Annotated in this window: 24 protein-coding genes; 12 read left to right on the top strand and 12 right to left on the bottom strand. The window is 59.5% G+C overall.

Annotation, left to right across the window (positions count from 1 at the left end; translation table 11 throughout):
- Positions 1-3: 3 nt before the first annotated feature.
- Together ACVBEG_RS02075 and ACVBEG_RS02080 are read right to left on the bottom strand one after the other, a co-directional pair.
- Positions 4-1,170, bottom strand: coding sequence for an MFS transporter (locus tag ACVBEG_RS02075; protein ID WP_322181732.1), 1,167 nt, complete (start codon positions 1,168-1,170; stop codon positions 4-6).
- Positions 1,171-1,198: 28 nt separating this feature from the next.
- Positions 1,199-1,501 carry an ArsR/SmtB family transcription factor gene (locus ACVBEG_RS02080; RefSeq protein WP_322181730.1) on the bottom strand — a complete coding sequence of 101 codons (303 nt, stop codon included), beginning with the start codon at positions 1,499-1,501 and terminating at the stop codon, positions 1,199-1,201.
- A gap of 161 nt (positions 1,502-1,662) precedes the next feature.
- On the opposite strand from ACVBEG_RS02080, the gene ACVBEG_RS02085 reads away from it, so the two are divergent.
- The gene (locus ACVBEG_RS02085) at positions 1,663-2,256 is read left to right on the top strand and encodes an acyl carrier protein phosphodiesterase (RefSeq protein WP_322181727.1); all 594 of its coding nucleotides are present in this window, start codon (positions 1,663-1,665) and stop codon (positions 2,254-2,256) included.
- Here the strand turns inward: ACVBEG_RS02085 and ACVBEG_RS02090 are convergent.
- Both ACVBEG_RS02090 and olsB read right to left on the bottom strand, forming a co-directional pair.
- Complete coding sequence (locus ACVBEG_RS02090) at positions 2,220-3,005, bottom strand: lysophospholipid acyltransferase family protein (protein ID WP_322181725.1); 786 nt, start codon at positions 3,003-3,005, stop codon at positions 2,220-2,222. The genes ACVBEG_RS02085 and ACVBEG_RS02090 overlap by 37 nt on opposite strands.
- On the bottom strand, positions 3,005-3,760 hold the full coding sequence (gene olsB, locus ACVBEG_RS02095; protein ID WP_322181722.1) for an L-ornithine N(alpha)-acyltransferase: 756 nt from the start codon (positions 3,758-3,760) through the stop codon (positions 3,005-3,007). Before olsB ends, ACVBEG_RS02090 begins: the two co-directional genes overlap by 1 nt.
- 217 nt (positions 3,761-3,977) lie before the next feature.
- Between olsB and ACVBEG_RS02100 the strand changes: the two genes are divergently transcribed.
- From ACVBEG_RS02100 to ACVBEG_RS02125, 6 genes are all read left to right on the top strand, one after another.
- Positions 3,978-5,093, top strand: coding sequence for a serine hydrolase domain-containing protein (locus ACVBEG_RS02100; RefSeq protein ID WP_322217896.1), 1,116 nt, complete (start codon positions 3,978-3,980; stop codon positions 5,091-5,093).
- A complete protein-coding gene (locus ACVBEG_RS02105; protein WP_322217894.1) occupies positions 5,090-5,419 on the top strand; it encodes an amidase in 330 nt (109 codons plus the stop codon). The genes ACVBEG_RS02100 and ACVBEG_RS02105 overlap by 4 nt, the downstream gene beginning before the upstream one ends.
- A gap of 94 nt (positions 5,420-5,513) precedes the next feature.
- Entirely contained in the window at positions 5,514-6,107 is a 594-nt protein-coding gene (locus ACVBEG_RS02110) for a YceI family protein (protein ID WP_322181716.1), read from the top strand.
- 1 nt (position 6,108) lies between these two features.
- Positions 6,109-7,266 carry a phospholipase D-like domain-containing protein gene (locus tag ACVBEG_RS02115; protein ID WP_323566114.1) on the top strand — a complete coding sequence of 386 codons (1,158 nt, stop codon included), beginning with the start codon at positions 6,109-6,111 and terminating at the stop codon, positions 7,264-7,266.
- Between the two features lie 113 nt (positions 7,267-7,379).
- A complete protein-coding gene (locus tag ACVBEG_RS02120; RefSeq protein ID WP_322181712.1) occupies positions 7,380-7,961 on the top strand; it encodes a DJ-1/PfpI family protein in 582 nt (193 codons plus the stop codon).
- A 9-nt stretch (positions 7,962-7,970) separates the two neighbouring features.
- Positions 7,971-8,276 (top strand): ribbon-helix-helix domain-containing protein, encoded by a 306-nt coding sequence (locus ACVBEG_RS02125; RefSeq protein ID WP_322181710.1) that lies wholly within the window; start codon positions 7,971-7,973, stop codon positions 8,274-8,276.
- A 72-nt stretch (positions 8,277-8,348) separates the two neighbouring features.
- On the opposite strand, the gene ACVBEG_RS02130 is transcribed toward ACVBEG_RS02125, so the two are convergent.
- Positions 8,349-9,872, bottom strand: a complete 1,524-nt coding sequence (locus ACVBEG_RS02130) for a fumarate hydratase (protein WP_322181708.1) — start codon at positions 9,870-9,872, stop codon at positions 8,349-8,351.
- Positions 9,873-10,357: 485 nt separating this feature from the next.
- On the opposite strand from ACVBEG_RS02130, the gene ACVBEG_RS02135 reads away from it, so the two are divergent.
- Entirely contained in the window at positions 10,358-11,464 is a 1,107-nt protein-coding gene (locus tag ACVBEG_RS02135) for a GGDEF domain-containing protein (RefSeq protein ID WP_322278449.1), read from the top strand.
- A complete protein-coding gene (locus ACVBEG_RS02140; protein ID WP_322181706.1) occupies positions 11,457-12,395 on the top strand; it encodes an iron-sulfur-binding ferredoxin reductase in 939 nt (312 codons plus the stop codon). Before ACVBEG_RS02135 ends, ACVBEG_RS02140 begins: the two co-directional genes overlap by 8 nt.
- A gap of 118 nt (positions 12,396-12,513) precedes the next feature.
- On the opposite strand, the gene pyk is transcribed toward ACVBEG_RS02140, so the two are convergent.
- Positions 12,514-13,965: a pyruvate kinase gene (gene pyk / locus ACVBEG_RS02145; RefSeq protein ID WP_322181704.1), complete on the bottom strand. Its 1,452-nt coding sequence runs from the start codon at positions 13,963-13,965 to the stop codon at positions 12,514-12,516.
- 157 nt (positions 13,966-14,122) lie between these two features.
- Between pyk and ACVBEG_RS02150 the strand changes: the two genes are divergently transcribed.
- Both ACVBEG_RS02150 and ACVBEG_RS02155 read left to right on the top strand, forming a co-directional pair.
- Entirely contained in the window at positions 14,123-14,497 is a 375-nt protein-coding gene (locus tag ACVBEG_RS02150) for a tetratricopeptide repeat protein (RefSeq protein WP_322181702.1), read from the top strand.
- Between the two features lie 308 nt (positions 14,498-14,805).
- Entirely contained in the window at positions 14,806-15,165 is a 360-nt protein-coding gene (locus ACVBEG_RS02155; RefSeq protein WP_322181700.1) for a PilZ domain-containing protein, read from the top strand.
- A gap of 45 nt (positions 15,166-15,210) precedes the next feature.
- Here the strand turns inward: ACVBEG_RS02155 and ACVBEG_RS02160 are convergent, their stop codons facing one another.
- From ACVBEG_RS02160 to ACVBEG_RS02185, 6 genes are read right to left on the bottom strand one after another with little or no spacing between them, the layout of a single operon-like run.
- Positions 15,211-16,554: a DUF58 domain-containing protein gene (locus ACVBEG_RS02160; RefSeq protein WP_322181698.1), complete on the bottom strand. Its 1,344-nt coding sequence runs from the start codon at positions 16,552-16,554 to the stop codon at positions 15,211-15,213.
- Entirely contained in the window at positions 16,551-17,561 is a 1,011-nt protein-coding gene (locus tag ACVBEG_RS02165) for an AAA family ATPase (RefSeq protein ID WP_322278445.1), read from the bottom strand. The genes ACVBEG_RS02160 and ACVBEG_RS02165 overlap by 4 nt, the downstream gene beginning before the upstream one ends.
- 11 nt (positions 17,562-17,572) lie before the next feature.
- Positions 17,573-18,766: a DUF4350 domain-containing protein gene (locus ACVBEG_RS02170; protein WP_330201023.1), complete on the bottom strand. Its 1,194-nt coding sequence runs from the start codon at positions 18,764-18,766 to the stop codon at positions 17,573-17,575.
- Complete coding sequence (locus ACVBEG_RS02175; RefSeq protein ID WP_447107309.1) at positions 18,763-20,352, bottom strand: DUF4129 domain-containing protein; 1,590 nt, start codon at positions 20,350-20,352, stop codon at positions 18,763-18,765. The genes ACVBEG_RS02170 and ACVBEG_RS02175 overlap by 4 nt, the downstream gene beginning before the upstream one ends.
- Positions 20,339-21,319, bottom strand: a complete 981-nt coding sequence (locus ACVBEG_RS02180; RefSeq protein WP_322181692.1) for a stage II sporulation protein M — start codon at positions 21,317-21,319, stop codon at positions 20,339-20,341. The genes ACVBEG_RS02175 and ACVBEG_RS02180 overlap by 14 nt, the downstream gene beginning before the upstream one ends.
- Entirely contained in the window at positions 21,316-22,041 is a 726-nt protein-coding gene (locus ACVBEG_RS02185) for an RDD family protein (RefSeq protein WP_322181689.1), read from the bottom strand. Before ACVBEG_RS02185 ends, ACVBEG_RS02180 begins: the two co-directional genes overlap by 4 nt.
- 191 nt (positions 22,042-22,232) lie before the next feature.
- On the opposite strand from ACVBEG_RS02185, the gene sbcB reads away from it, so the two are divergent.
- The gene (sbcB, locus tag ACVBEG_RS02190; RefSeq protein ID WP_323566323.1) at positions 22,233-23,663 is read left to right on the top strand and encodes an exodeoxyribonuclease I; all 1,431 of its coding nucleotides are present in this window, start codon (positions 22,233-22,235) and stop codon (positions 23,661-23,663) included.
- The last annotated feature ends 8 nt before the right edge of the window (positions 23,664-23,671 follow it).

Consider the following 23,671-nt stretch of genomic DNA (forward strand, 5'->3'; position numbering starts at 1 on the left):
GGATCAGTCGGTAGCAGGTGCCAGATCGGGGTTAACGCTCTGGCGAAAAGTAAGCAGGGTCACCAGCAGTGCGAGCACCGCCAGCGCTGCAGCGGCCACAGGCACGCGGGTCAAGCCGAAGCCGTGTGCGATTACGCTCCCACCCACCCAGGCGCCCAGGGCGTTGCCGATGTTGAAGGCGCCGATGTTCAGGGTCGAAATCAGGTTGGGCGCGGCCTTGCCGAAGGTCATCACGTTCACTTGCAGGGCGGGCACGGCTGCGAAGCTGGCGGTGGCCCAGAGGAACAGGGTTATTTCAGTTGGAATGAGCGCGGTGCTGGTCCAGGTCAGCACGGTGGAGACCACCGCCATGACGATGAACACGCCGATCAGGGTCAGCGACATGTTGCGGTCGGCCAGCTTGCCGCCAATCACATTGCCCAGGGTCAAACCCAGGCCGATCAGCAGCAGGGTCCAGGTCACGCCGCTGGGTGATACCCCGGTGACGTCGCCGAGCAATGGGGCGATGTAGGTGAACAGGGTGAACACGGACGCGGCGAACAACACGGTCATGCTCAGTGATAGCCAGATTCCGGCGCCAGTCAGGGCGGCCAGTTCGGCACGCATGTCGAGTTTTTCCTCGTCATGTTTGGCCGGCAGGAAGCGGATCAAACCGATCAACGAGATCACGCCGAGCAGCGTCACCGCCCAGAAGGTCGAACGCCAGCCCGCCAACTGCCCCAGCGCGGTGCCCAGTGGCACGCCCAGGACGTTGGCCAGGGTCAAACCGGTGAACATCATGGCGACGGCCGAAGCGCGACGATTGGGCGCGACCAGGTTGGCCGCAACGACCGAGCCGATACCGAAAAATGCACCGTGACACAGGGCGGTGACAATCCGGGCGAACATCAGCAGGTTGTAGTCGCTGGCGAGGGCGCAGAGCAGGTTGCCGATGATGAAAATCACCATCAGCGAAACCAGTGCGGCCTTACGGGGCAGTCTGGCGGTGACCAGGGCCATGAACGGCGCGCCGATAGCCACGCCCAGGGCGTAACCGGTCACTAGCCAGCCAGCGCCAGGGATCGAGACACCGAGGTCAGCCGCGACATCGGGCAGCAGCCCCATGATCACGAATTCCGTGGTGCCAATAGCGAAGGCGCTCAAGGCCAGCATCAGTAGCGAAAGAGGCACGAAGCGTCTCCTGAAAAGTGGGAAGAAATCAGAGCTGCTTGTTCATTTCTTGCAGGAACGCCTGGATGGCGTCTTCGTTGCGTTTGAAAAAGTGCCATTGGCCGACCTTTTTGTTGGTGATCAGACCGGCACGTTGCAGGACCGCCAAGTGCGCAGAAACGGTGGACTGGGAGAGGCCGGCACGTTGGTCGATCTGTCCGGCGCAAACGCCGTTGTCCAGCGAGTGATCCTGATTGGGAAAGCAGGCGTGAGGGTCTTTGAGCCACGCGAGTATTTCGCGGCGAACAGGGTGGGCCAGCGCTTTTATTATTTCGTCGAGGTCGATAGACATGTCGTTCTCAAATCCGTGTATAGCGGTATATCGCGATTCAGCGAACTTTATATCTATATTTCGCGATATACAAATATGAATGGGTGCTAAGCATCGCATAAAACGCTATATCGGGTTATATCGATATAGGCCTCGGTGCGGAATAGGCGTACGCTGGGCTCATGAATTATCTCGCACACCTCCACTTGGGCGGTCAGCGCTCGGCGCAATTGCTCGGCAGTCTGTACGGCGATTTCGTCAAAGGACCGCTGCCGGGACGTTTTACCCCCGAACTCGAAGCGGCGATCCAGCTGCATCGCAGCATTGATTCGTTCACCGATACGCACCCGCTGATCAAGCAGTCCATCGCCCGCTTCCCGCTGGAGCGACGGCGTTTTGCCGGCATCGTCCTGGATGTGTTTTTCGATCATTGCCTGGCGCGGGACTGGGCGGTGTATGCCGAACAACCGCTGGATGCATTCACCGCCAGGGTTTATCGGGTGCTGGCCGCCGAACCGGCGTTACCGGAGCGTCTGGCCCTGATCGCGCCGCGCATGGCGGCCCAGGACTGGCTGGGCTCTTATCGGGAGTTCGAGGTGCTGGAGCAGGTGCTGAGCGGGATTTCCCGACGCCTGTCGCGACCGCAAGGATTGGCCGGCGCCATGCATGAATTGCAGGCGCTGTATCAGCCATTGAGTGCGGATTTCGCAGAGTTTTACCCGCTGTTGCAGGATTTTGCTCAGGCTGCTTTGGCCGAGCGCTCAGCCCTTGGCTGAGCGACCTCGCCAAACAGGGCCAGGTGCACGGCTTGCTGAGCCTGAAACGCCAAAGCAGCGCGTTCTTGATGTTGGCTGGCGATCGGAGGGAGTAACTGGATATGCACATCACCCTGCTCGTTGGCGAACAAACGGCGCAGGTGTGAGAGCAGGTCGTCGTCGCCGATGAACGGCGCTATAGGGTCAGGCTTGCCGTCACGCAGATAACGAATGGCAACCGGCTGCAACGGCACGCCTGCATCGATTGCGCTGGACAGCAGGCGACCATGGAAGGTGCGCAGGCTGCGGCCGTCGGTGGTGGTGCCCTCGGGGAAAATCATCAGCGCATCATTTTCTTGCAAGTGCCGGGTCATTTGTCGCTGGATCAATCGGCTATCGCCCGAACCGCGACGGATAAACAAGGTGCCCGCTTTCAACGCCAGCCAGCCGGCCACCGGCCAGGTCCGCACTTCAGCTTTGGACAGAAACGACAGAGGGGCGAGCATCCCCAGCAAAGGGATATCGGTCCACGACACATGATTGCTGACCCACAGCATCGGCTCACGCGGCAGCTCGCCGCTGACGGTTACGCGAAAGGGCAGGGCGCCACTCAAGTGGGTCATGAACCAACTGGCCCAGCGTTGCCGACGCGCCATGGAGTTGCCGATGCGCAAGCGTTCAAGCACACCGAACGCGCCGGCAATGGTCAGCCCCAGAGCAATCACCCACAGCACCCGCGCAACACGGGCATAGCCGCGTACCCGGCTCATCACACGGCCGCCTTGAAGTGGCGGGCGTAACGGGGGCACAGCTCGTCGCGTTTGAGCAGAATGAAAACGTCGGCCACCTGGAAGTCTTCATCCCAGCATGGCTCGCCGCAGATTTTTGCCCCTAACCGCATATAGGCTTTGAGCAGTGGCGGCATTTCACAGATGACGTTCTTGGGCAGGTCGAAGACTGGCAGCGGATTTTTCGGCTCGGCACGCAGATGTTCAGTGCTCAGGTAGCGTTCGCGCAAGCGCTGCATGATCGCGTGGGCCTGGATGCCACCATCTTGCATCGGAATGCTGGCACAGCCCATCAGGTAGCTGTAGCTGCCTTCATTGAGGATTTCCGCCAGCTCACTCCACAACACCGCGATGGTGCCGCCGTTGCGGTACGCCGGATCAACGCAGGTACGCCCCAGCTCCAGAATCGGGCCTTGCAGATGGCCGAGGCCGTGCAGGCTGAATTCCTCTTCGCTGTAAAAACGTCCCAAGGTGTTGGCGGCTTTATGGTCGAGCAAACGGGTAGTCGCCACCAGACGGCCCGTGGTGAGGTCGCGTACGCCGATGTGCGCACAGTGCACATCGTAGTCATCCCTGTCCAGGCCAAGTTCGGCGCCTTTGAGTTTGGCGTTGAACTCGCCGCTGAACACGCTGAAGCGTAAGGACTGGGCTTCATGCAGTGCCTGTGGTCCAATTAGGCGTTCAGCCTGAAGGCGACGTTCGGCACCTGTGTCACGACTGCGGGCGATCTGGGTCATGGGTCGTCTCCGTAAGCCAGCCATGGGTTTGCGGCCGGTCGACTGTGTGGTACGGAGTTAGGCTAGGGAGAGCCGATGTCACCACCATTAAGCTTTGGTGATGCTTGTATGACAGGACCGCCGGAGGGTCATCGCGGCCTGACAGAATCGGAGCGGTCCTCTCAGGCTTGTCACGAATCGCTGCTAGGGTTATAGAGACTTCGCAAGAGATTACTCCATGAATCTTCGGCTTTTTTTGCGTTTGTGCCAGTCCGTGGCATTGGGCTTGTGCGCCTGTTCGGCGTTGGCGCAAAACTGGCCCGGCGAACAATGGTCAAGCGCCCCTGCGGCACGGAGCCCGGCGGTGCTAGCGTTGGAGGATTACGCCTTCCCAGCACGTGATGACGCGACCCGCAAAGGCATCCGCACCGATGCGCTGTTGGTGATCCGCGACGGACAACTGGTTTACGAGCGCTATGCGGCAGCGACCACGGCCAACACGGCGCATTTGACTTGGTCAGTCAGCAAAAGCGTGATGGCCAGCGTGCTTGGTGTCGCGTTTGGTGAAGGGCGTTTCCAGCTGGGCGATTCAGTGAGCACATTCTACCCACCGTTCAAGGCCCACCCGGACATCCGTGTGCAGGATTTGCTGCATTGGGCCTCGGGTCTGGATTGGCAGGAAGACTATGAGTACGCGCCGCTCAACTCCTCAGTGGTAGCGATGCTTTATACCCGAGGGCACCGCGATATGGCCCGATTCACCGCTGGGCATGGCGTGGCCTGCGCGCCGGGAGCCGTCTACCGTTATTCCAGCGGTGACAGCAACGTATTGTCTGCAGCCTTGAAAGGCATGGTCGGTGACAAGGCCTACCCGGACTATCCCTGGACTGCGCTGTTCGAGCCGCTGGGCATTCGCAGCGCGGTGTGGGAAACCGATGGGAGCGGCATCTTCGTCAGCTCGTCTTATGCCTACATGAGCGCGCGGGATCTGGCGCGTATCGGCCTGCTGATGCAGCGTGGCGGTCGCTGGCAGGACAAGCAGTTACTGCCTAAGGCCTGGGTCGACTTCAGCCTGACGCCATTCGCTCACAATCAATCTGCGTCAGATAATGAAGTGCCGGGCGGACAGTGGTGGTTGAATCGCCTGCCCGATGCCGACACCTCAATAAGGCCTTGGCCCGATGCACCGCCGGATGCCTTCGCCGCGCTCGGGCATTGGGGGCAGGCCTTGTATGTGGTGCCCAGCGCCAATCTGGTGATCGTGCGTTACGCCGATGACCGTGATGCGCGTTACGACGACGATCAATTGCTCAAGCGGGCACTGGCTGCGTTTGCCGGGGAGGGTGAGCAGTGAACAGTCACCGCTGGTTTGTCCTGCGCCGCCCATTCAGCAGCCTGCTGTTGCTGGTGGCCCTGATGGTAGCCGTGTTGGCTTGGCAGAACCGTGTTGCATTGCGGGTTTTCCCGAGCATCATCAGTGCCTATACGGCCAAGGAGTATTGTTCGTGCCGATACGTGACGGGCAACCCTGCTGACTATTGCGCGGCGTACGTGAAGCAATACGTGCCCAGTAGTCTGGTCGATGACGTCGAGAATAAACGCGTGACCGCCACTGGCTTTGGCCGTAGCAGCAGCGCGGCATGGCAGAACCCGCGTCAGGGCTGTCAGCTGGATCTATGACCCGCTGAGGCGTTGCCCGCTGGCGTTTGCACAGCATTTGCCAGCTCTCTGACAGCCGGTTAAGGTTGGCGCCAAATGCGCACCTGGAGCTTGCATGCACACGATGACCCGCCTGGCCCTCCTTGGCGTGCAGGCCCTGCTTGGAGTCCTGGCTTTGCCGGCCCACGCCAGTTGGTATCTGGATAACGAGTCATCGCGACTGTCGTTTATTTCCACCAAAAATGCTGACACGTCTGAAGTGCATCGCTTTCTCGTCTTGCACGGTAAGGTCGACCTGAAAGGCATGGCCGAACTTCAGGTCGAGCTCGACTCCGTCAGCAGTGGTATTCCCCTGCGCGATGAACGCATGCGTGATCAGTTGTTTGAGGTTAAACAGTTTCCTTCGGCGCAGATTGCCGCGCAACTCGACTTGCGGCCGATCAACGACCTGGCGCCCGGTGCTCAACTGGAACTGCGCCTGCCACTGACCGTCACCCTGCACGGCGCCTCCCACCGCTACAGTGCCGAACTGCTCGCCACCCGGCTTGATGATCGACGATTCCAAGTGGTCACCCTGGAGCCTTTAGTGGTGCATGCCGAGGATTTCGATTTGGTGCCTGGCCTGAGCGCTTTGCGCAAGGTCGCCGGGTTGTCGGCAATCAGTTTGTCGGTACCGGTGGGTGCCGTGCTGATTTTCACGGCGCGCTGACATGAGTCGAGCGATCTTTGCCTGGCGCAGCAGCAATAAATTCAGTTTGCTGGTCGACGGTCCTGCGTTTTTCCCGCGCATGATCGAGGCTATAGAACAGGCGCAACATCAGATTGAACTGGAACTTTATCTGGTCGAAGCCGGAGCCTGTGCCGATGCGGTGGTTCAAGCGCTGGTCCACGCGGCGTCACGCGGGGTCATTGTGCGCTGCTTGTTCGACGACTATGGCGCTCAGGCATTCACCTTGAACCTGCGCAATCGCTTGATCGAAGCAGGCGTCGTTCTGCGCTTTTACAACCCTGTGCGTTGGCACCGTGGTTTTCGTAACCTCTACCGCGATCACCGCAAGTTGCTGTTGGTGGACAAACGTCTTGCGGTGGTGGGGGGGACGGGCGTGACCGATGAGTTCTGGTTGCCGGAGCAGAACACCAGCCAATGGCATGAAGTGATGGTGGAAATCACGGGGCCGATGGTTGCTGACTGGCAAGTGCTGTTCGACCGGCAATTTCACGCTAATCATCGCCCTTTCGCATGGCGGCCGACGCTTCGTTTCGGGTTGCCGCACTTGCCCACGGTGCCGGTCGCCAGTCAGGGGTTGGGCCGCGTGGCCTACGCCGACGCCCGCCAGCACCGCGACATTTTGCAATCGTTGGTGCGTGCGATAAATAGTGGAAAGCGCCGAATCTGGCTGGCAACTCCGTACTTTCTCCCAACCTGGAAAGTCCGTCGTTCCCTGCGTAGAGCCGCTATGCGGGGTATCGATGTACGCCTGCTGCTGACCGGTCCACGTACCGATCATCCGTCGGTGCGTTATGCAGGCCATCGCTATTACCCGCGACTGCTCAAGGCGGGCGTGCAGATATTTGAATACCAGCCGTGCTTTTTGCATTTGAAGATGGTCTTGATCGACGACTGGGTCAGTATCGGCTCGTGCAACTTCGATCACTGGAACCTGCGCTTCAACCTGGAAGCGAATCTCGAAGCCCTTGATCCCGGCCTGACGCTTGCGGTCGCTGCCAGCTTCGAAAACGACTTTGCGCTCAGCTCACCGGTCAGTTTCGAAGCCTGGGAGGCTCGGCCATTCTGGCGTCGGGTCAAGCAGCGTGCCTGGGGCTGGATTGACCGCCTGGTCGTCAACGTCCTCGACCGACGAGACTGATCCTTCCCGCAGCTTTTCACCGTCGTAGTAGTTGTCTATTACCTGTCTTGCCCCTATCGGCCGTAGCTTGACTACGCTTATTGCCCAAGCCCTACATTCAAGGAGAGCTTCAAATGGCCGCTAAAAAAATTCTCATGCTGGTTGGCGATTACGTCGAAGACTATGAAGTGATGGTGCCGTTCCAGGCGCTGCAGATGGTCGGGCACACCGTCCACGCGGTCTGTCCGGGCAAAACCAATGGCCAATCCGTGCGTACGGCGATTCACGATTTTGAAGGCGATCAAACCTACAGCGAAAAACCCGGGCACAACTTTGCCCTCAACTTCGATTTTGATCAGGTCAAGGTTGAGGACTATGACGCGCTGCTGGTGCCTGGTGGTCGCGCGCCGGAGTACCTGCGTTTGAATGAAACCGTGCTGGAGTGGGTGCGCGCGTTCGACAAGGCCGATAAACCCATCGCGGCGGTCTGCCATGGCGCGCAACTGCTCGCCGCAGCGGGTATCCTCAAAGACCGTCAATGCAGTGCTTATCCTGCGTGCGCGCCGGAAGTGCGTCTGGCCGGTGGCGAGTTCATCGACATCGCGGTAACCGCTGCGCACACCCAAGGCAATCTGGTCACCGCGCCAGCCTGGCCTGCGCATCCGAGCTGGTTGAACGGCTTCCTGAAACTACTCGGAACCGAAATTATTTTGTAAGGAGGGCGTATGTGCGAGCTGTATGTCAAAGCTGATCCGATTCTCTACGAGTCGCGCTCACGGTCGCTGCGCATTTGCGGTGTGGTGACGACGCTACGCCTGGAAAATCAGTTCTGGGACATCCTCGCCGAGATCGCTCAGCTCGATGGCATGACCACCAATCAGCTGATTGGCAAACTGTATGAAGAGGTCATGGATTATCGCGGTGAGGTGGTTAATTTTGCCTCGTTCCTGCGGGTCAGTTGCACGCGGTATTTGAGTCAGCGTCGCGTGGTGACGCCTGAGTTGAGCGTGGTGCGCTCCGCCGTCAAGTAATGTGCAAGGCATAAAAAACCCGATCAAGTGATCGGGTTTTTTATGCGAGGGGGCGTATCTGATACGTCGCTTTTACTGAACTTCTACCGCCAGACTTTCACTGATTTTCTTCTGCCAGATAGCTGGCCCAGTGATGTGTACCGATTCGCCTTTGCTATCGACTGCAACGGTGACCGGCATGTCTTTGACGTCGAACTCGTAGATCGCTTCCATGCCCATTTCGGGGAAGGCCACCACACGGGATTTCTTGATCGCCTGAGCAACCAGGTAAGCCGCGCCGCCGACAGCCATCAAATACACGGCTTTGTAGTCCTTGATCGCTTCGATGGCAGTCGGGCCGCGTTCGGATTTACCGATCATGCCCAGCAGGCCTGTCTGGTCGAGGATTTGGCGGGTGAATTTATCCATCCGCGTTGCGGTCGTCGGGCCAGCAGGGCCAACCACTTCGTCGCGCACCGGGTCGACTGGGCCAACGTAGTAGATGAAGCGACCCTTGAGGTCGAAAGGCAGTGTTTCCCCCTTGTCCAGCATCTCGACCATGCGTTTGTGCGCGGCGTCGCGACCGGTGAGCATCTTGCCGCTGAGCAGGATGGTTTCGCCGGTTTTCCAGCTCAGCACGTCTTCCGGTTTCAGGGTGTCGAGGTTGACGCGGCGCGCGGATGGACCGGCTTCCCAGACGATTTCCGGGTAGGCATCCAGCGGTGGCGCTTCCAGCGAAGCCGGGCCACTGCCATCGAGCACGAAGTGCGCGTGACGGGTCGCCGCACAGTTAGGAATCATGCACACCGGCAACGAAGCCGCGTGGGTCGGGTAGTCCATGATTTTCACGTCGAGCACGGTGGTCAGACCGCCAAGGCCCTGAGCGCCGATGCCCAGTTGGTTGACCTTCTCGAACAGCTCCAGACGGATCTCTTCGATACGGTTGGACGGGCCACGCAGTTTCAGCTCGTGAATGTCGATGGAGTCCATCAGTACTTGCTTGGCCATCACCGCAGCTTTCTCGGCGGTGCCGCCGATACCAATGCCGAGCATGCCGGGTGGGCACCAGCCAGCGCCCATGGTCGGTACGGTTTTCAGCACCCAGTCGACGATCGAATCGGACGGGTTGAGCATCGCCATCTTCGACTTGTTTTCCGAGCCGCCGCCTTTGGCCGCCACGTCCACTTCCACGGTGTTACCCGGGACGATGGAGTAGTGGATAACTGCCGGGGTGTTGTCCTTGGTGTTTTTACGAGCGCCAGCCGGGTCAGCCAGGATTGAAGCCCGCAGGACGTTTTCCGGCAGGTTGTAAGCGCGACGCACGCCTTCGTTGATCATGTCGTCCAGGCTCATGGTGGCACCATCCCAGCGCACATCCATGCCCACACGAACGAACACGGTCACGATGCCGGTGTCCTGGCAGATCGGCCGATGGCCGGTCGCGCACATGCGCGAGTTGATCAGGATCTGGGCGATGGCGTCGCGGGCCGCAGGCGACTCTTCGCGAAGATAGGCCTCATGCATGGCCTGAATAAAGTCTACGGGGTGGTAGTAAGAAATGAACTGTAAGGCGTCGGCGACGCTCTGTATCAGGTCGTCTTGCTTGATCACGGTCATGTGGCACGCTCCTCTGCTAGGACGGGAACATTCGATTAGCTGTTTCCAACAGTACCGCCGTGCTCTGCTGAAAAACATCTTTAAGTAAGCGCGCCGACTCACAACGCCGACGCAAAAAAGGCGCCGCAGTATAGCGTGGGGTTGGCCTGGACACATCCGCTTGCGTGCAAACGAAGGTCGGGCAAAGGGTGGGCACTGTTTTTGCGTGGCTAGAAGAAGCGTTGCCGTAATGGGGGGCGAGAATTGAATAGTTATTTTTGAATAGTCGCACTAAAGTAGCAATTGGCCTCTATGGTGGACCTTGTTAGCTCGACGGTTTTAATCGTACGGATTCTTGATTCATGCGCTGCAAGGCGTCGCAGGCCGGCAGGGGACGCGGCAGCGAACACCGGGTGTCCAGGCAGAACGCTGACTAATGGAATTAGCCACAGAGGCCGTTTGTGCCAGCACGGGAAGGAGTCCCTTTGAGCACGGTGAGTCAACGAGTGACCCCTAAAGCCATACAGAGTTTGTTGCTGAAACGATTTGCTTTGGCTGCCAGCACGTATGTGTTGGTGCTGGCACTGGTCTGGGTGGCAATTTTTACCGACTATTACCAGGCTCCCCTGCGCACGGCTGTCATTGGCAGCTGTCTGGTGGTGCTCTGCCAGTTGCTGCTGTTGGGGGTGTTTCTTGGCGGCTTCAACCTGCGTTTCAAAGACCCGAGTCTGACCGAGCTTCAGGTGCTGTTGGCGCTGGGGTGGCAAACATACCTGCTGGCCAATCTCGATAGCGCCCGGGGCACATTCTTGGTCATGTATGTGCTGATCATGCTGTTTGGCCTGTTCCATCTGACGCCCAAGGTATTTGTGCGCTGCGTGGCGTTTGTGTTCTTGAGCTTCTCCGGATTGAATCTATGGGAAGCCTTCCAGCGGACACTGGCGGATCCAGGCTTGGCCGCGTTACAAGTCTTCGCGCTGTTTATCGTATTGCTTTGGCTATGTCTGTACGCCCGCTATGTCCAGGCCTCGCGGCAGCGCATGCGTCAGCGCCGCTTTGCGCTCCAGGCGCATCAGGAGACCTTGCGCGGGATGATGCGTCAGCTTGAAGATCTGGTGGCGACTGACGAACTGACCGGCTTATATAATCGTCGACACTTTCTGCGCATGGCTTCCCGCGAACTGGAAACCATGGACAACAGTTATTCTCACGGTTTGGCGCTGATCGACCTGGATCACTTCAAACGCATCAACGATGCCCACGGCCATGCTGCCGGTGATCAGGTGTTGCAGGCTTTCGCCGCTGTTGCCACTGCCTGTCTGCGCGGGGGCGACGTATTGGCTCGCTATGGCGGGGAGGAATTCGTGCTGTTGATACCGCATTGCACTGCTGCACACCTGACCGGTTGTTGCGAGCGGCTGCGCGAGGCATTTACTCATGTCGAACTGGTTGGTCTGGAAGTGACTGAATTGAGCCTGTCAGTGGGGATGACCTTGCTGGAAGTGGGCGACGATCTTGACGAAGCCTTGCAGCGTGCGGATCAGGCGCTTTACCGCGCCAAGCGCGGCGGGCGAAATTGTTGTGCCGCGGCGTGGGAAAACGCCGATGCCTGACATCCGTGTCGGTGACCGGCAATGGCCGGTCGCTGCGGCGAGCAATCTGCTCGATGCCCTGAATAACGCCGGGATCGCCGTGCCCTACAGCTGTCGGGCGGGCAGTTGCCATGCCTGTCTGGTTCGCTGCCTGCAAGGCGAACCTGCGGATGCTCAGCCAGAAGCGCTGGACGCCGACAAACGTCAGCAGGGTTGGCGACTGGCCTGTCAGTGTCGGGTCGTCGAAGACCTGACCGTGGAAATTTTCGACCCCGGCCGCGATGGCCTGCCGGCCAAGGTTGCCAGTTGCGACTGGCTAAGCCCGACGGTATTGCGCTTGCGCCTGACACCCGAGCGGCCACTTCGCTATCGCGCCGGGCAGCATCTGGTGTTATGGACCGCCAATGGCATCGCTCGTCCCTACTCGCTGGCGAGCTTGCCGGAAGAGGATCGCTTCCTCGAGTTTCATCTTGATTGCCGTCACCCTGGCGCTTTCAGCGATGCCGCGCGGCAGTTGAAAGCGGGTGACCCGATGCGGCTGGGTGAGCTGCGCGGTGGTGCTTTGCACTATGATCCGGACTGGCACAACCATCCGTTATTGCTCCTGGCGGCAGGCACTGGGCTTGGTCCGCTGTGGGGCGTGTTGCGCGAGGCGCTGCGTCAGGAACATCAGGCGACCATTCGCGTGATCCATGTGGCCCAAGACTCCAGCGAGCATTACTTATCTACAGCACTGGCTGAACGGGCGGTGGCTTATCCACAACTGCAGATCCAATTACTCACCACAGCCGAACTCCCGGCCGCGTTGGCGGAACTGCGACTTGCTTCACGACAAACCATCGCCTTGCTTTGCGGGCACCCTGCCAGCGTCGAGATTTTCGCCAAGCGCCTTTATCTTGCGGGCTTGCCGCGCAGTCAGCTGTTGGCCGATGTGTTTCTCAGTCGCAGTTGAGCGCTGATCTCCCGAAACAAGGCGAAGATGCCCATTCAGGGACGGGATATTCAGGCGTAAAAAAGGCCCCGCAGTTCAAAAATGAACTGCGGGGCCTTTTGATACTGCCGTGGCAGCCTTAGACCATTGGATCGCCGACGTGCAGGATCTTCATGCCGTTGGTGCCGCCAATGGTGTGATAGCTATCACCTTTGGTCAGGATCACCCAATCGCCTTGCTTGACGAGACCACGTTTGACCAGCTCGTCCACCGCCGCCTGGCTGACCTGGCCCGGTGGCAGGGCCGCAGGGTCGAACGGTACGGTATAGACGCCACGGAACATCGCGGCGCGTGCCTGGGTTTCGCGGTGTGGGGAAAACGCGTAGATCGGCACGGAAGAACGAATCCGCGACATGATCAACGGCGTGTAGCCACTTTCGGTCAAGGCGATGATCGCCTTCACACCGGGGAAGTGGTTGGCGGTGTACATGGCCGCCAGCGCAATGCTTTCGTCGCAACGCTCGAATTTCTTGCCGATGCGGTGGCTGGAGGTTTTGCTGGTCGGGTGCTTTTCAGCGCCGACGCAAATCCGTGCCATGGCCTGGACTGCTTCGATCGGGTACGCGCCCGCAGCACTTTCTGCCGATAGCATCACTGCGTCGGTGTAGTCGAGCACTGCGTTGGCGATGTCCGACACTTCAGCCCGAGTCGGCATCGGGTTCTGGATCATCGACTCCATCATCTGCGTCGCCACGATGACTGCCTTGTTGTGGCGGCGTGCGTGCAGGATGATTTTTTTCTGGATACCGACCAGTTCCGCGTCACCGATTTCCACACCCAGGTCACCACGGGCAACCATGACGGCGTCACTGGCGCGAATCAGCGCATCGAGGGTTTCATCGTCTGCGACCGCTTCTGCGCGTTCGATCTTCGCCACCAGCCAGGCAGTACCGCCGGCTTCGTCGCGCAGTTTGCGAGCGTATTCCATGTCGGCGGCATCGCGTGGGAACGAAACGGCCAGATAATCCAGCTCCATTTCTGCTGCCAGCTTGATGTCGACCTTGTCTTTCTCAGTCAGGGCTGGTGCTGTCAGGCCACCGCCGCGACGATTGATGCCTTTGTGGTCGGACAGCGGACCACCGATCAACACCGTGCAATGCAAGGCATCGGCGGTGGCGGTATCAACGCGCATGACGACACGTCCGTCGTCGAGCAGCAGTTCGTCGCCTACGCCGCAGTCTTTGACCAGATCCGGGTAGTCGATGCCGACGATGTCCTGGGTGCCTTCAGTCAGTGGATGAACGGTAGAGAAGGTGAAGTGATCACCAATCTTGAGGTCGATCCGCTTGTTGGCGAATTTGGCGATACGAATTTTCGGGCCTTGCAGGTCGCCGAGCAGTGCGACGAAGCGCCCGTGCTTGGCGGCAATCTCGCGGACCAGGCGGGCGCGAGCTTTGTGCTCGTCCGGCGTGCCATGGGAGAAGTTCAGACGAGCGACGTCCATACCTGCCAGGATCAGTTGTTCGAGAACTTCCGGCGAGTTACTGGCAGGGCCAAGGGTAGCGACGATTTTGGTACGACGAACGGTCATTTACAGACTCCTTTGCTGAGGCGCTGCGAGAGGCTACTACTGTCCAGTCCTGTAGTCATTGTTCCTTTGCACTACCTTGGCCCGTCTTTTCTGGGCAAAAAACATCTTGAAGAAATCCTTGGTCGGGTCGATACATTGCAGAGCACAGGAGAGACCCATGCGAATTTTGATCGTTTTAGCCGTGATGGCCAGTGTCGGGGGCTGCACGCGTTGGTCGATGGACCAGCATCTGAACAGCGCTTACCGCTCGTATGCCGAGGGTAATTGCGACAGCGTGATGCTCGAATTGTCCCAGGTCGAGCGTGAAAGCCGTTCGCGTCGATACATCCAACCAGAGGTGTCGATGCTACGAGGGCAATGCCTGGAGCGTCAAAGCTTGTTCGTCGATGCGGCTCAGACCTACCAGTTCATCATTACCCAGTACCCCTCCAGCGAGTATGCGTTTCGAGCGCACGCACGTCTTGATACCCTGCAGCAACTCGGCCACTACCGCCGCGGTGAACCGGCACAGCCGAGCCCAGCCTCACTTTAATTACACCCGATTGGATGGGCGGTCATGTTTGGGAGTGCTCATACGGCTGTGTTGAGCTAGTCTCTGGGCGCAGGGAGTAAAAATACGTAAAAATAGTCGCACACGTGGCCATGGACCGGCGTACATCACGCAAAAAAATGCTCTGTTCCGAGACTCTGTTTTTAAAGGGTTCAGGTTATGGATGTGTTTGATGGCGTGCAGGTATCAAGGGAGAATTTGCCTCGGCAGCGATTATCGCCACGCCCCCGCGAACTCGAAAAGCACTAGCGCAACCATGCTTAATGGTTCATTCATAGCGACCGTCAAACATGCTTATCGAACGACGAATCGAACGTCATCAACTGCCTTATTTTTTGCAGGTTTTTAATCGATATACCGATAAACCGATAGGATGTCTCGGCAATGTGTCACAAGACGGTTTGATGTTGATCAGCGAGCTGCCGATTCTGGTAGGCGCGGATTTCGAGCTGCGTTTGAAGATACCGGATAACAATGGTGAAGAGAGAACCATCGATATCGATGGTCGTTGCCTCTGGTGTCACGAAGACGAAACGCCAAGGAACTACGATTCAGGGTTCCTGTTGCAGGCTTCACCCATCGAGTACGCACAGTTGATCCGTGCGTTGCAGCGTTACTTCAGCTTCCACTCTCTGGAAGCCCCGGTCTGAGCACAGGGTCTGTTTGACGCGGGCACTGCATTCACCTGCTTTGATTCAAAGCGTACCGGCCTTTTTCCAGCTCAGATAACAGCTGACCAATTGCGCCCCGAGTTCTCCGGGGCGCGCATCCAGTACCGGCACACCGTGGGCGATCAAACGTTCGTGCAGACCTGCGCGTGCGTTGAGGAAATCAATGGTGCCGCAGTAGGCCAGGGCGTCTTGCCAGGTTTGCACGGGGGTCTGACGCAGGCTGTCCAGCACTTCCTCTCGTAAACTGGCGACCAATACCCGATGCTGACGGCTCAGCTGTTTGACCGCGCCGAGCAATTGCTCATCGTCTTCATCACGCAGGTTGGTGACCAGCACCACCAGTGCGCGGCGTTTCTGCCGGGCGAGCAATTGGCGCACGGCGACGCTGTAGTCGGCGGGACGTTGTGTGCTCTTCAAGTCATAGACACTATTGAGCAGCACATTCAACTGTCCCGAGCCTTTGACCGGTGCCAGGTAGTGGTCCTTCTCGCCAGCAAAGGTGGTAATCCCCACCGCATCGCCCTGGCGCAGCGCGACGTAACTGAGCAGGAGGCAGGCATTGAGCGCATGGTCGAAGTGCGCCAGGTCTCCATCCTGACTGCGCATGCGTCGGCCGCAATCGAGCATGAATACGATCTGCTGATCACGTTCATCCTGATATTCGCGGGCGATGGGTGTGCGTTGGCGTGCTGTAGCTTTCCAATCGATCTGGCGCAGGCTGTCGCCTTCGCGAAATTCGCGCAGCTGATGAAACTCCAGTCCCAGGCCACGACGCTGACGCTGGCGCACGCCCAGTTGGCTGATCCAGTTATCCACCGCGAGCAGCTGGCCGCCATACACACGTGCAAAGTCGGGGTAAACGCGGGTGGCATCGACCAGCGGCAGATAGCGGCGCGTGGTCCATAAACGCAAGGTGCTGGGCAGGTTGATTTCGCACCGTTCGAAGCCGAAATGGCCGCGACTCAGCGGGCGCAGACGGTAGCCAAGCTGGGCGTGTTCGCCGGGGAGCAACGTGATGTTTTGTGGCAGGTTTTCAACGGTCAGGCCCTCAGGCACGTGATCGAACACGCTCAGTGTCAGCTGCTGGCTGAAATCATGCTCGACCGTGATGCGTACTTCGCTCCAGCGTCCCAGCGCCAGACTGCCCGGCAGTTGACGTTGCAGGCGCGGCGAGGGCTGGCGAGTGAGCCGCCAGGCATCAAGCAGGCTGAGCAGTATCAGCGCCATCAACAGCCCCCAACCTACCGCCGAAAGTTTCGCCGGAAGATCGATGCCCAACGCGTCCAAAGTGCCAAGGACAACAGCCAGGCACATCAATGCGCCAAGCCAGCCGAGCAATAAGCGAGAGGGCTTGAGCGCCTGCTTCATAGACGTGGCGCCGGAACCTGATCGAGCAGTTGTTTGAGCACTTGATCCACCGACAGCCCTTCGATGTCCAGCTCGGGCGAGAGCCTGACCCGATGGCGCAACACCGCAAGCGCGCAGCCTTTGATGTCATCCGGGATCACGAATTCGCCACCGCGCAACAGGGCTCGCGCCCGCGCCCCGCGAACCAGTGCTATCGACGCACGTGGCCCGGCACCCAAGGTCAGGCCTGGCCAGCTACGGGTTGCGCGCGCCAGGCGCACGGCGTAATCGAGTACCTGTTCGTCCAGCGGTAATTCACTGGCAATGCGTTGCAGGGCCAGCACGTCCTTGGCTTGCAGGACGGTGCGCAGCGGCTGTACATCGAGCATATCGGCCTTGGTCGAGCGTGTGACCTGACGAACCATGCTCAGTTCTTCGGCGGAGTCTGGATAGTCCATGCGCAACTTGAGCATGAAGCGGTCGAGTTCAGCTTCGGGCAGAGGATAGGTGCCTTCCTGCTCGATAGGGTTTTGCGTGGCCAGCACCATGAACGGCTGTGCGATCGGCAGGGCGCGTCCCTCCAGGGTGACCTGTCGTTCCTGCATGGCTTCGAGCAGCGCGGCCTGGGTCTTCGCCGGAGCACGGTTGATTTCATCGGCCAGCAGCAGGTTGGTGAACAGCGGACCTTTGCGCAGTTTGAACTGTTCGGTCTGGAGGTCGTACACCGCGTGGCCAGTGACATCACTGGGCATGAGATCGGGAGTGAACTGAATCCGGGCGAAATCCCCGCCGAAGCAGCGGGCGAGGGCGCGGACCAGTAACGTTTTGCCCAGCCCCGGAACACCCTCGATCAGCACATGGCCGCCAGCGATCAGCGCAGTCAACACATCGTCAATCACTGTGTTCTGGCCGATCAGGACTTTTTGCAGCTCCTGGCGCAGGGTCTGAGCCAAATGGCTGGCACGTTGGCGTTGCTGGGCCTGATTGCTGGGCGCTGTCGTGGTCTCGGCGCTGCTTTGCGGGTCCATCGGGTAGTCGCTCATAGGGCATTCCTGAGAGTTTGCAGGTGGGCAACCTGACGGGTGAATTCTGCGCTGGACAGTCGCTGAGCGGGCCGTGGGCGCAGGGCCTGACTGACAGCGCTGGTGGGTTGGCGCGTCAGGCGCCCAAGCACATGCCATTGGTCGGCGATGCCGAGGTGTTCGAAACCGGGATGACGCTGTCGGGCGCGACGCAAGATGTCTTGCTGCAATCCACGCAACAGGACCTGTTGACCGCTGCGTCTGAGCAGGAAATCGGCACTGGCGCGCAGGTGTTCGGTCAATTGCCGACGCGCACGGGAGGCCGGGGCCTGCAGCGGGCCGTGACGCTGGCCTGCATGCCACAGCAGCAAGGTGATCAGCAACATCAGCGCGGTCAACGCCTCCGGAAAATACCGCAGCAACAGGCTGAACAAATCAGCATGCCCGGATTGCAGCAACATCGTCACCGAGCTGTCCTGCGTCAGATACCACAGCAGCCAGGCATTGTCGTAGCGGGCGATGGTCTTGTTTTTCCACAGGTCGCTGTCGCTCAGGACGGTGATCAAACCGTCGCCGTAGGCCAGTTGCATCATGTGCGTGGCCGAGCCGCTGTTGGCCCAGGACTGAGCACGGTCCTTGGGGTCGTCCAGGTGAAAGTCAGTATCGAAACTGAAATAGGCCGGGTCGTCTTCGTTTTCCAGGTACAGCTTGGTCAGGCTTGGGTAGTCCGTCGGCGCCAGGGGGGCAGGCTGCCTGGGCACGATGGCTTTTGCCCGGTCCTGTGTTTGCAGGTCCGCGCTGAGGAATTGGTGAATCTGCACCCGGTCCAGCAGCAGGTCGCCGCTGCGGCCTTTCTGTTCATCCCAGAGTTGCTCGGCGACGAACAGCAGATGACCGCCGGATTTGGCCCAGTCCAGCAGTCGCTCGACTTGCCGGGGCGTCATGTTCTCGCGGCTGGCGAGGAGCATCAGGGTCTGCGGCTCCTGACGCGCGTCGGGCAAGTTCTGGAGTGCATCGGTGACCTGGACCGGCACCGAGCGTTGGCGCAGGAAATTTTCGGCGGCCAGGTAGGGATTGCCGCGTACGTCGGGCGACGGACCTTGGTCGATGACCTCGGTGTAACGCTCTAGGTGCGTGTACAGATAACGGCCGGCCAGCCCGAGCGCGACGATTAATAGCAGGCCAATCAGCAGTGTGTTGCGTCTGGTCATCGGGGGAGCCCCGAACCGAACAGTTGCCGCCAGCCGTCACACAGTTCCTGCTGCAGATGCGCTGGGGGCAGGTGATGGCCATAGGCGAGGTTCTGCCAGTGTTCAGTCAAGTGTTGGCTGTACTCGTGCAATGCCTGCTGTTTGAGCTGCGCAACCTGCTGCAAGACCTCGCCCTCGGTGTCGGCATTCTTCAGCGGCAGCTGGTAGTCGGTCAACAGGCGGCTGAGCAGCGCTCGATACAACAGGCCCAGGGCCTTGCGGGGTTGAGTGGCCCACAGGCGTTCGGCGGTGCCAGCCACGTCATCGGGCAGGCTTTGGGCGTTGACCTGCAAACCGAATAATTGCCGGGGGACGTTGCGGTGAGTCTTTTCCGGGCCTTGGCGACGGCTGACGAAGGTGCTGATCCAGGCCCGGTATCGCCAGATCAATACGCTGACCAGGATGATCGCCCCTGCCCACAGCAGCACTTCAAACACATGGGCAAGTACGCTGGCGATACGCGCCAGCCAGTTGATCAAGCGCAGTAGCCACTGGGCTGATTCCGCAGGTTTTTCCGCTTTGCTAGCCGCTTTGTCTTCGATCAAGCGCCAACCGGTCACGGTCTTGGGGTTCTTGAACGGCGGTTGTGCCAGTTGCGCGTTGATGCTCTCGCGTGCGGCGTTGCTGGTCAGTGCCTGATGAGTCAGGCGTGGGCTGTCCGGCCCGGTGGGGGCGTGTTCGGGTGATGCAGGATCAAGCGGTGGCAATGGGCAGCTATAGCTTTGCTCCGTAGCCCAGGCGGACGGGGTGGGTGTTGAAAAAACCAGGCCCAGGCCGATCAACATGACATAGGCGCTGCCGATCAGGCGTTGGCGCAAACGGCGCAACACCAGTTCGATATCCCAGGCTTCCAGCGCGGTGCGCCTGTTCAGGTACAAAGTGAAGCCGCTGGCCACATAAATCGGTTCCCAGAAAATCAGGATCAAAGCATAAAAAGCATTGCTCAGGTGTTCGAGCCAGTGCCAGTTGCCTTCGATGTCGAGCAGGCTGTTCCAGCTCCAGTTCAGTTCGACCTGTTGTGGGATCAACAAATAGAAGACGCTCATCAACCCGAGCCATAAGGTCATTTCCAGTGCGCTGCCGACCGATGTCAGCCAGCGTGCGGCGCGCAGGTTGTGTTGGCTGAGAATGCCGATGCGCTGCTGGCGTGCCGGGCCGGATAAGTGTTCAAGTTGTTGCACCGGCAGTTTGAAGCTGCGGCTGAGGCTCAATCGGCGCCAGGTCAGGCTGGCCAGCAACTGCGGCTTGAGTGCTTTTGGCCAGGCTTTCAGGGCTTGCTTGAGGCTGGGCGTCGAGCCAAAAATCGCTTGCGAAAGAATCAGCAGCGGCAGGCGCTCAAAGGCTGGTTTGAGCCACCAGAACACCAGGATCGCAATCGTTGGCGCGTTCCAGAACACCACGCTGAGCACGGCGAAGATCGGCAGCGTAACGACGGCCCAACTGGCCATGAGTAAGCCGCGATGCTCGCGAGCCAGCAGCACGCCAAGATCGATGGCTTCCCATGGATTGCGCGGGCGAATCACGACACTGGCGTCAGTCAGGCGCATGGCCACTCCGTCCAGCGAAGATCAGGTACGCCCCGACGAGCCCCCACAGGCAGGCACCGACCAGGTATTTGGTCAGCGGTTGAAAAGTTGTCATTGATGACCAGTACGCTTCGATAAAGGCCGCGATCAGCAGAAACAGCATGACCCCACACATCAACTGCACGCTCACTTTTGCCGCCAGCCGCAGCGCCTCACTGCGCGGTAGAGGCCCGGGCGCGAGCAAAGCCCAGCCCAGCTTGAGGCCTGCGGCGCCGGCGAGGGCAATGGCGCTGAGCTCAAAAGCACCATGGCCGATGACGAATGACCAGAAGGTCTGCCCGTAGCCGACTCCGCTGAGATGGCCGGCCACCGCGCCGATCATCAGACCATTGAAAAACAGAAAAAACAGACTGCCCAAGCCGAACAGCAGTCCGGTGGCGAAGGTCTGAAAAGCGATCCCGATGTTATGCATGATGTAATAACCGAACATCATCCAGTCTTCGCTGGAGCCTCGCGTCGCCGCCTCACCGATGCGCCGCGCCGCCGGGTCGTACATGCTTTCCATCTCGGTCACCTGCGCGGGGCTGACGACGCTGTAGACCAGGTCCGGAAAGACATACACCAACAGGCCGATGCCGATCAGGCTGCCGAAAAACAGCAGGCTGGCGACCAGCACGAAACGCCATTGCGTCCTGACCAGTCTCGGAAAGTCGGCGAGGACGAAACTCAACAGATGCGCACCCAGTTGGCTGCGGTGCCGGTACAGTTGTTGATGGCCGCGCATCGCCAAGTGTTGCAGCGGGTCGACCAGATGACTGCTGTAGCCGCGCTCTTGCGCCAAGGCAAATTGCTGGCAGATTCGGCGGTAGTCGCTGGCGAAGGCCTCGCAGGCCTTGCTCTCGGCTTTGCCGTGCTCCAGCGCGTCCAGCAGTTCGGCGAAGCGCTGCCAGTCAGGTTGATGGCGACTTTCGAACAGGGATTGCTTCATGTCGGCCCCAGCAGGCCGCGAGCGATCCCATTGAGGTGCGCGACGGCTTGATCTGCGGGGACTTGCAAGGGCTGCGCAAGAATCGCGGCCAACTCCTGCGTGCGCTCGGCGGACAGGCTGGCCTGCCGCTCAGCGAAGCCCAACAGCGCGCGCTGCTCGTCCAGGGTCAGGGCGAATGGGGCAATCAGCGGCAGCGCATGGGGCAGCGTCGGGCGCACGCCGGGCGGGTCGCAATAGACTACCAATGTGCCTGCGGCCAGATCGCCCAGACGTTTGAAAGTGGGGTGCTGCAAGCAGCTCACGGCACCCAGAAAGTAACCGAAGGGCAGCATGTCGACGAAACGCAGCAGGTTGCGGGTCAATGACGCTGGCCAGCCAATCGGCGTGCCGTCGTCGTGAACCACGCGAAGGCCCATGATCTGCTTGCCGACAGTGCGCCCTTGATTCAGCACCTCGAACAGAACCATGTACCCCCACGTCCCCAGAAACAGCACAAGCGCGCTCAGGCCCATGCCGAACTTATCGAACAGGCTGAGGAAGATGAATAGCCCGCCCATGACCAGTGCACGAACCAACAGGTCGAGAGTAAACGCCAGCGTGCGCGGCACCAGGCCTGCCGGGCGCAGGATCAGATCGATGCCTTCCGGGGTTTCGATACGGGCGCGAGTATCCAATGGTATGTGCGGCGCAGCACTCCTTGGTAAAGCTGGGGGGAAGGACATTATCGAGTGATGCACGCCTGAAGACAAAGCCCGATGCTAGCCAGCACGGGCCATCGAAGCAACCAGACTCTCCAAACGGATAGGTACAAGACGTGTGAGTAAATGTATCCGCTGCGTGCCTGAATCAGCCGATTGGCCATTTATGCTGCGCACCCCCTACACTTTGCCGGTCTTCTGTTCAGGAATAGCCCGTGACCTCCAGCATCTTTTGGTACGACTATGAAACCACTGGCATCAACCCGCGCAATGATCGTGCGCTTCAGGTTGCCGGTATCCGCACGGACGCTGAGCTCAATGAGATCGCTGCGCCGATTAACCTCTACTGTCAGCCGAGCGAGGACATCCTGCCGCACCCGGCAGCGTGCCTGATCACCGGCATCACCCCTGACCGCCTGGCCGAACAGGGTTTGAGTGAAGCCGACTTCATGACCCGGGTGCATGCTGAGTTGTCGGCACCAGGCACCTGTGGCGCAGGCTACAACACCCTGCGCTTCGACGACGAAGTGACCCGTTACAGCCTGTATCGCAATTTTTTCGATCCCTATGCGCGGGAGTGGCAGGGCGGTAATAGCCGTTGGGATTTGATCGATGTCGTGCGAACGGCATATGCGTTGCGCCCGGAAGGGATCGTCTGGCCCGAGGAGGAGGGGCGAGTGACCTTGAAACTTGAGCGTCTGACCGCCGCCAATAGCATCGATCACGGTCAGGCTCATGATGCCTTGTCCGATGTGCGCGCTACGATCGCCTTGGCGCGTTTGATTCGTGAGAAGCAGCCGAAACTGTATGACTATTTGTTTCAGCTACGCAGCAAGCAGCGAGTGCAGGATCAGATCCGTTTGATGCAGCCGCTGGTTCACATCTCCGGGCGCTTCTCCGCTGCGCGCAGTTACTTGGGTGTGGTATTGCCGCTGGCGTGGCATCCGCACAATCGCAATGCGCTGATTGTCTGTGATTTACACCAGGACCCTGCGCCGTTGCTTGAGCAGGACGCCGATACATTGCGTCAGCGCTTATATACCCGGCGAGATGATCTTGCCGACGGTGAATTGCCGGTGCCGCTCAAGCTGTTGCATATAAACCGCTGCCCGGTGGTCGCGCCGCTCAACGTGCTGCGTGCCGAAGATCAGCAGCGTTTGCAATTGGACATGGCCCAGTATCAGGCGCGCGCGCAGCAGTTAACAGACGCGCAGGAACTTTGGCAGGATAAAGTGAAAGCCGTTTATGGCCGTGAAAATTTTACGCCCAGTGAAGACCCGGAGCAGCAGTTATATGACGGGTTCCTCGGTGACCGTGATCGACGGTTGTGTGAGCAAGTACGCACTGCCGAGCCGGAACAATTGGCCCGCGACGAATGGCCTTTTGATGATGAGCGTCTGCCTGAATTATTATTCAGATACCGCGCGAGGAACTTTGCCAACACCTTGACTGTCGAGGAGCAACAGCGCTGGTATACCTTTTGTCAGCAGCGCTTATCGCGGGCTGAGAGCGGAGCGCCTAATACATTACAAAGTTTTACGAAATCCCTGGTTGAGTTGTCCCTTAGTGCTACACCGGCCCAGCTTAAGGTATTGAGCCAATGGCAGGATTACGCCCAGCAACTGCGCGAGCGCTTCAGCCTCTGAAGGGCCAT

It is taken from the genome of Pseudomonas sp. GG8, assembly GCF_052976945.1.